Raw genomic sequence first — 7,125 nt, forward strand, 5'->3', positions numbered from 1 at the left:
ACCGATGAACCATCCGTTGACCTGATGGGGCCGCCCAACGCCGGTGTGGCAGTCTTCCCGCCATGGCATCGACCGGACCCGAGGTGGACGCGGCACGCAGCGAGACCGGCGGGGCCGGCGGACTGGTCCGCGCGGATCCGACCCGGTCCATCGCCCTCGCGATGATCGTGATCAGCGTGCTCTGGCGGGCACAGATCGCCGCCCGCGGCTACCTGGCAGCCGACGACTACGTCCTGATCACGCAGTCCACCGAGTCGGCCCTCACCCCGGGTTTCCTCCTCACCCTCTACAACAACCACTTCATGCCCGGCGGACGGCTGCTCACCTGGCTGGTCACCGACGCCTTCGGCCTCACCTACTGGCCGTACGTGCTGCTGATGGCGGTCGGTCAGGCGGTGCTCGCCATCGCGTTCTACCGGCTGCTGCGGGTTCTGCTGCGACCGAGTCGCCTGCTGCTCGTCCCACTCGGGATGTTCCTGTTCAGCCCGCTCACGCTGGAGGCGACCTCGTGGTGGGCGGTCGGGGCGAACATGCTGCCGATGCAGCTGAGCATGGTGCTCGCCGTCGGTGCCCAGCTCAAGTACATCCGCACCCGCCGCCTCCGCCACCTGCTGTCACTGGCCCTCGCCGTACTGCTCGGTCTGCTGTTCTTCGAGAAGGCGCTGCTGGTCGTACCGCTGGTCTTTCTCTTCACCGTCTGTTTCTTCACCGACGGCGGCCCGGTCCGCGCGGTGCTGACGGCGGTGCGGCGCTGGTGGCCGTCCTGGCTCGTGCTGACCGCGCTGGTCGGCGCATTCGCCGCCGCCTACCTGCTGCGCGCCGAGTCGTCCCTGCGCCGGCCGGAGTCGTTCGGTGAGGTGCTGTCCTTCCTCACCCAACTGCTCGGCTCCACGCTCGTGCCCGGTCTGGTCGGCGGTCCCTGGGGCTGGCTGGGCGCGGGGGACGGGGCACCGGTGGTCGCGCCGCCCGAGCTTGGCCGCTGGATCGCGTGGGCGGTCGTCGCCGCGCTGGTCGTGCTGACTGTCAAGCGGGACCGCCAGGCCACCCGGGCCTGGGTGCTGTTCGGCGGCTACCTGGTCCTCGTCGCGACGATGCTGGCGTCCACCCGGCTCGGCTCCGTCTACAGCGGGGTCGCTGGCGGGGTGCCCCGCTACGTCAGTGACGCCGTCGTGGTCGCCGCCATCTGCGTCGGCGTCGCTCTCGTCGGGATCGCCCGGCCCACACCGGCCCGTGTCGAGCCGACCGACGGCGAGATCGCGGCGCCGCAGGCCGATCCGGGGCCCACCGAGGAGGTGGCCGTGGCACCGACACCGCGTACCGAGCCGGCACCGCGCCCCGTGGTCTCGGCGTACTCCTCCCAGGCCGGCGTGATCCACGCCGAAGCTCCGCACGACCCCGTACCGGCGGACGACGCACCGGCGCACCCAGATCCCACCCCCGACCCGGCGTCGGCCGCCGCACCCCAGCCGGCGACCGATGCCGCGCCCGCAACCCCGGCGCCGACCCCGGCCTCTGGACGGGAGCAGCGCCCACCGACGGACTGGTTGCGACCGGTGCCCGAGCGCTACCGGGAGGTGGTGGCCGCGGGTCTGGCGCTGCTGCTGGTGGTGGCCATGTTCGGCACCGTCTGGACCACGTCCCGCTACAGCGACGAGTGGTCGCAGAAGTTCGGCCGGTCCTACCTCGACACCGCCCGGATCGAGCTGGCCAGCGCCCCGCCCGGGACGGTCTTCTTCGACACGCCGGTCCCGGGCGGAGTGGTCCCGGCACTCTCCTGGCCGTACAACCTCCAGTCCCGGTTCTTCGCGGCCGCCGGCTCCCGCCCCGAGTTCGTGCACGAGACGGAGAACGCCTCGGTGCTGGACGGCCTCGGCCGGGTCCAGGTGGCCACCATCCAGGGCAGCAGCATCGTGCCCGGCCCGCAGGAGGGCTGCGGCTACCTGGTGGCGGCCGGCCAGACCGTCCGAATGCCGCTGGACAAGCCACGGGACGAATGGTTCTGGATCGTCCGCATCGGTTACCTGAGCTCCGCCGACGGCACGGCGGTGCTGCGGCTCGGGCAGGGCAGCCAGACGTTCCCGGTCAAGAAGGGCCTGAACCAGCGGTTCTTCGAGATCAGCGGCGGCGGTGACGCGGTGGAGTTGACAGTGACCGGCCTGGACCTGACGCTCTGCACGAATGAGATCGCCATCGGCAACCTGACCCCGAAGCCCGAGTGAACACCGAGGAGCCCCGGACGGTGGCAGAGGCGATCCAGTCCGGTACGGCGCAACGTCCCGCCCCGGCGCCCAGTCCGGTACGGCTCGGTGCGGCGGGTGCCGCCGTCACCGCCGCCACCATGCTGACCAACGGGCTCGCCTACCTGGTCCCGATGCTCGGTGCACGACAGTTGCCCGCCGCCGATCTGGGCGCGCTGGCCACGGTGCTCGCGCTCGGCGCCATCGCGGCGGTGCCCGGGCTCGGCCTGCAGATCGCCGTGGCGGCCCATCGCGCCCGGTGGGGGCCCAGCGGCGCGTCACAACTGGCGGTGCGCACCGCCGCGTTCAGCGCCGGGGTGACCCTCGCCGCGGCACCGGTGCTCACCATCGTGCTCCGGCTCCCGATCGCGCTGACCCTGCTGCTCGTCCCGATCACCTTCGCCACCGTGCTGGCCGGCCGCTGGCTCGGCGACCTCCAGGGCGACCAGCGGTTCCTGCGGCTCGCGGCCGCGATGAGCGTGCTCGCCGCCGGGCGGTACGGCGGGCCCATCATCGGGCTCGCCCTGGGGTGGGGGGCGGGCGGCGCCCTCCTGCTCGGCGCGCTCGCCGGCCTCCTCGTCCTGCCGCTGCTGGCCCGGCTCGCCGCACCCAGCCCCGCCGGCGGCGACGTCACCGGCGGCCCGGTCCTCAGCGTCGCCGACCCGGTGCCGGCCGCCGCGCTGTCCCCGAGGGACACCGGGGACCGCCTGCTGACCGGCCGGCAGGTGCGGACGGCGTGCGCCGCCACCCTGGCGATGCTCGTCATCTCGTACGTCGACCTGCTCCTCGCCCGCCAACTGCTGCCGGCCACCGGCTCCGGGGGCTACGCCGTGGGTTCGGTCCTCACCAAGGGGGCCCTCTGGGCACCGCAGGTGGTCACCCTGCTGGTGCTGCCGAAGCTGGCCCGCGGCGACCGCCGGGCCCGCGCGCTCGCGTTGGGGTTGATCCTGGCCAGCGGGGCGGTGCTGGTGGGTGCCGCCGCGGTCGCCGGTGAGCTGGCCTTCCGGCTGGTCGGCGGAGCCGACTACCTGCACCTGGCCGGCGAGGCCCCGCTCTTCGCCGCCACCGGCGCGCTCTACGCGGTGGTGTTCATGCTGGTCAACGACCGAGTCGCGACCGGTGCGCGGTGGCCGGCCGCGCCGCTCTGGGTGGCCACCGCCGGCCTGGTCGGTACGGCTCTGCTGGTGGCACCGCGCACGGTCGAAGGCGTGCTCACCTGCGCGCTGGTCACCGCCGCGCTGACCGCCGCCGTCATGGGCTGGCTCGCCCTACGCCCGAGCCGCCGCTGATCGAGCGGTCAGTCCCCGGCGGCCAGCCAGGCGCCCAGCAGCTGGTGGTCGATCGAGTCGACCCTTCCGAGCGGACGACCCGCGGCGACCCGTTGCCGTAGCTCCGCCCGGGTGAACCAGCGCGCCTCCAGCAACTCCACGCCGTCCACCCGTACCTCGTCCGACCCAGCAGTAGCTCGGAAGCCCACCATCAGCCCGGCCGGGAACGGCCACGCCTGCGACCCCTGGTACGCCAGGTCGGTCACGACGATCCCGGCCTCCTCGGCCATCTCCCGCCGGACCGCGTCCTCCAGGCTCTCGCCCACCTCGACGAAGCCGGCCAACGTCGAGTACGCCCCTTCCGGCGCGCCCGCGTGCCGAGCCATCAGACAACGCTCCGGCAGACCCGGCGCGTCGGGTGCCACCACCAGCACGATGATCGCCGGCTCGATCCGGGGGAACAGCAGCCGACCGCACTCCGGGCCCAAACAGACCCGCACGTGCCCGCCGTCGCGGGAGTCGGTGGTCGCCCCGCAGCTACCGCACCACCGCTGCTGCCGGTGCCAGTGCAGCAACCCCCGGGCGTACGCCTGTGTGGCCGCCTCCGCCGGGTCGAGCTGGCCGACCAGCGCCCGGACGTCGACCACCGAGTCGGCACCGGTGAGGTCGAGCGCCTCCTGCTGGCTAAGGCCGGACAGGTCGACGCTGAAGATCGCCGCGCCGTCCGCGAGACCGAGGAAGACCAACTGCTCGGCGGCGGCCAGCACCGGCCCGACCGCGTCAGCACCCAGCCGCACCGGGCCGGGCGCGGCGCCGTTCGACGCTACTGGGCCGGGCGCGGCGCCGTTTGGCGCTGCTGGGCCGGGCGTGCCGTCGTTCGGCGCAGCTGGGCCGCCGTTCGGCCGTGCCCGGCGGGGCGCGTCCGTTACCAGGCAATGGTCCCGCCACAGCGGCAGCACCACGGTGGTCGCCTCGCTGAGCAGCGCGGTCAGACGCCCAGGATCGGCGCGCAGCTCGCCCGCCCGGTCCAGCCAACCGCCGCCGTACGCCAACACCCGCTCCGCAGTGCTCACCCGGCCACCGTGCCACGTCGGCGGGTCCGTGCCGGCACCGCCCCCGATCCGCGCGACACGCCGGGCGACACGCGGTACCGGCGTGGGCGGGCGCAGCCCACCGCGACGCCTCGGCATTGGTTACCGTAGGTGTCCTCCGGGATGGCAAACCTCCCGTGGCACTTGGCGATCGAGGTTTTAGTGACGCTGTACGGCGAAAAGACTCCAGCCGCCGACGACCGGCCCACCGTGCAGGTCACCGCGGTTACCTGGCCCGACGACGGACCGGAGCCGAGCATCGCACCGATGGGCGAGCCGGAGACCGGCCGACGCCGACCACGGCGGATGCGGACACTACTCGCCGCAGGCATCACCGGTGGCGTGCTCGCCGCCATGGCGGGAGCCGGCGCCTGGGCGTACGCCGGGGATGTTCCCCGGGGCACCAGCGTGCTCGGCACCGAACTGGGCGGCCGGAGCCGCACCGATGCCAGCCGGGAGTTGCAGGCCGAGCTGGACCGGCGCGCGGCGACCCTTGCCGCGCCCCTGCGCGTCACCGTCGGAGAGCGCACCGCCGAGATCAACCCGGCCGACGTGGGGCTGCGCGTCGACGTCAACGCCACCGTCGCGGCGGCCACCGAGGCCGATGCGCACCCGGTGAGCCGGTTGGTCGGGTCCCGCACGGTCGACCCGGTGGTCACCGTGGACGTGGACCGGCTGGACGCCGCGCTCCGTAAGGTGCTCGGCGACCAGGTGCAAGGCATGACGATGCCGGCGATCACCTACCAGGGCACCACGCCGAAGGTGGTCCAGCCCAAGCCGGGGCTGACGTTGGACCCGCAGCGCTCCGCCGACGTGGTCCGCTCCGGCTGGCTGGCCGGCACCCCGGTCACCGTCGAGTTGACGGAGAGCCACCCGGCGACCACCAGCGAGGAGTTGGACCGGTTGGTCGCCGAGCTGGCGAAGCCGGCCGTCGCCGCGCCGGTCACCCTGCGCACCGACAAGGGCTCGGTGCGGGTCCCGCCCGCTGCCATCGCGAAGAGCCTGCGGTTCACCGCGGACAAGACCGGTCGGCTGACCCCGACGGTGGACGTCAAGCGGCTGCGCGCGGCGCTCGGCGACGACCTGGCCGCCATCGAGGTGCCGCCGAAGGACGCCACGCTGGCCATCGTGGGTGGCCGGCCCAAGGTCACCGACGGGCGGCCCGGGCAGCAGCTCGACGCGGCGACCCTGAGCCGTGACCTGCTGGCCGTGCTGCCGAAGCCGGACGGTCGCGAGGTGACCGGCGAGTTGAAGGTGACGCCACCGGAGCTGACCGCGGAGAAGCTCGCCGGCCTGGGCATCAAGGAGCGCGTCTCCACGTTCACCACCCGGTTCACCGGGGGAATGGCCTCGTCGCGCAGCCAGAACATCGCGACCATCGCCAAGGAGGTCGACGGCACCGTCGTCCTGCCGGGAAAGACGTTCTCGTTGAACGGCCACACCGGCGAACGCGGCTACGCCCAGGGCTACCGAGACGCGCCGGTGATCCTGGACGGCAAGCTGGTGCCGGGCGTCGGCGGCGGCACCTCGCAGTTCACCACCACGCTGTTCAACGCCACCTATTACGCGGGCATGGAGGACGTCGAGCACAAGCCGCACTCGTACTGGTTCGACCGGTACCCGGCGGTCATCGAGTCCACCATCTTCTGGCCGAGCCTGGACTTCAAGTTCCGCAACAACACGCAGTACGGCCTGCTCATCGACACCTCGTACACGTCGAGCACCGTGACCGTGTCGATCTGGAGCACGAAGATCTACGACAGTGTGAAGACGGAGTACGGGCCGCGCCGCAACATCACCACCCCGCAGCTGATCCACCTCAAGCCGGGGCCCACCTGCATTCCGAGCAACGGCATCAACGGCTTCATCCAGGACGCCTTCCGGGTCATCAAGAAGGACGGCAAGGTAGTCAAGCGGGAGAAGTTCAGCTGGCGCTACGACGCCGAACCGCGCTACGTGTGCGGCCCGAAGCCGTCCTGAGTCTCCCTCAGCTCCACGACCGTAACCTGGCTCGGTGTCGTCGGCTGAGGTCGCACGTTTGGAGTGTCACCAAGGCGTGGTGCTGGGCGTGGCCCAGGACTTCGCCCGGCGCCGTGTGGTCGTACAGCCTCTGAGAGTGTGCTTTGGCCGACGGGCGCAGCTGGTCGAGGCCGGGAGGCTCCTTCTGAGGACCGACCTGGAGGAGGCCGTCGTCGAGCTGGCCGACCTGCTACAGGAGGCGGAGCTCGATGAGGGCGACGACACCTGGCCGGGCTGCGCGACCGGGCACACCCCCTCCCACCGCGGCCGTCGTCGACGTGTCGCCTCCTGGCAATGCCCGCGGCTTTGGGGAAACTGCTGCTGTGTCGAGGCACATCCCGGAATCCTGCGGGGCAGCATTTCCTTGGATTGAGGGAAACGCAAGTAGGGCCACCCTCACGGGTGGCCCTACTTGGAATGATTGTCCGGCGGTGTCCTACTCTCCCACACCCTCACGAGTGCAGTACCATCGGCGCTGGAGGGCTTAGCTTCCGGGTTCGGAATGTGACC

Annotated in this window: 4 protein-coding genes and 1 rRNA gene; 3 read left to right on the forward strand and 2 right to left on the reverse strand. The window is 72.3% G+C overall.

Annotation, left to right across the window (positions count from 1 at the left end):
* Positions 1–62 precede the first annotated feature (62 nt).
* Both V6V47_RS30955 and V6V47_RS30960 read left to right on the forward strand, forming a co-directional pair.
* Positions 63–2,219: a hypothetical protein gene (locus tag V6V47_RS30955; protein WP_334632068.1), complete on the forward strand. Its 2,157-nt coding sequence runs from the start codon at positions 63–65 to the stop codon at positions 2,217–2,219.
* On the forward strand, positions 2,216–3,526 hold the full coding sequence (locus V6V47_RS30960; protein ID WP_334632069.1) for a polysaccharide biosynthesis protein: 1,311 nt from the start codon (positions 2,216–2,218) through the stop codon (positions 3,524–3,526). The genes V6V47_RS30955 and V6V47_RS30960 overlap by 4 nt, the downstream gene beginning before the upstream one ends.
* An 8-nt stretch (positions 3,527–3,534) precedes the next feature.
* On the opposite strand, the gene nudC is transcribed toward V6V47_RS30960, so the two are convergent.
* A complete protein-coding gene (gene nudC, locus V6V47_RS30965; RefSeq protein WP_334632070.1) occupies positions 3,535–4,578 on the reverse strand; it encodes an NAD(+) diphosphatase in 1,044 nt (347 codons plus the stop codon).
* Between the two features lie 141 nt (positions 4,579–4,719).
* On the opposite strand from nudC, the gene V6V47_RS30970 reads away from it, so the two are divergent.
* Positions 4,720–6,576, forward strand: a complete 1,857-nt coding sequence (locus tag V6V47_RS30970; protein ID WP_334632071.1) for a VanW family protein — start codon at positions 4,720–4,722, stop codon at positions 6,574–6,576.
* Positions 6,577–7,038: 462 nt separating this feature from the next.
* Here V6V47_RS30970 and rrf read toward each other — a convergent pair.
* Positions 7,039–7,125 (reverse strand): 5S ribosomal RNA (gene rrf / locus V6V47_RS30975); the annotation flags it as partial.

This window comes from Micromonospora sp. CPCC 205539 (assembly GCF_036906815.1).
Lineage (GTDB): Bacteria > Actinomycetota > Actinomycetes > Mycobacteriales > Micromonosporaceae > Micromonospora.

What these genes read in the sequence shown, in the direction of transcription:
- V6V47_RS30955 (WP_334632068.1), top strand. Translation starts at nt 63, where the DNA reads ATGGCATCGACCGGACCCGAGGTGGACGCGGCACGCAGCGAGACCGGC.
- V6V47_RS30970 (WP_334632071.1), top strand. Translation starts at nt 4,720, where the DNA reads ATGGCAAACCTCCCGTGGCACTTGGCGATCGAGGTTTTAGTGACGCTG.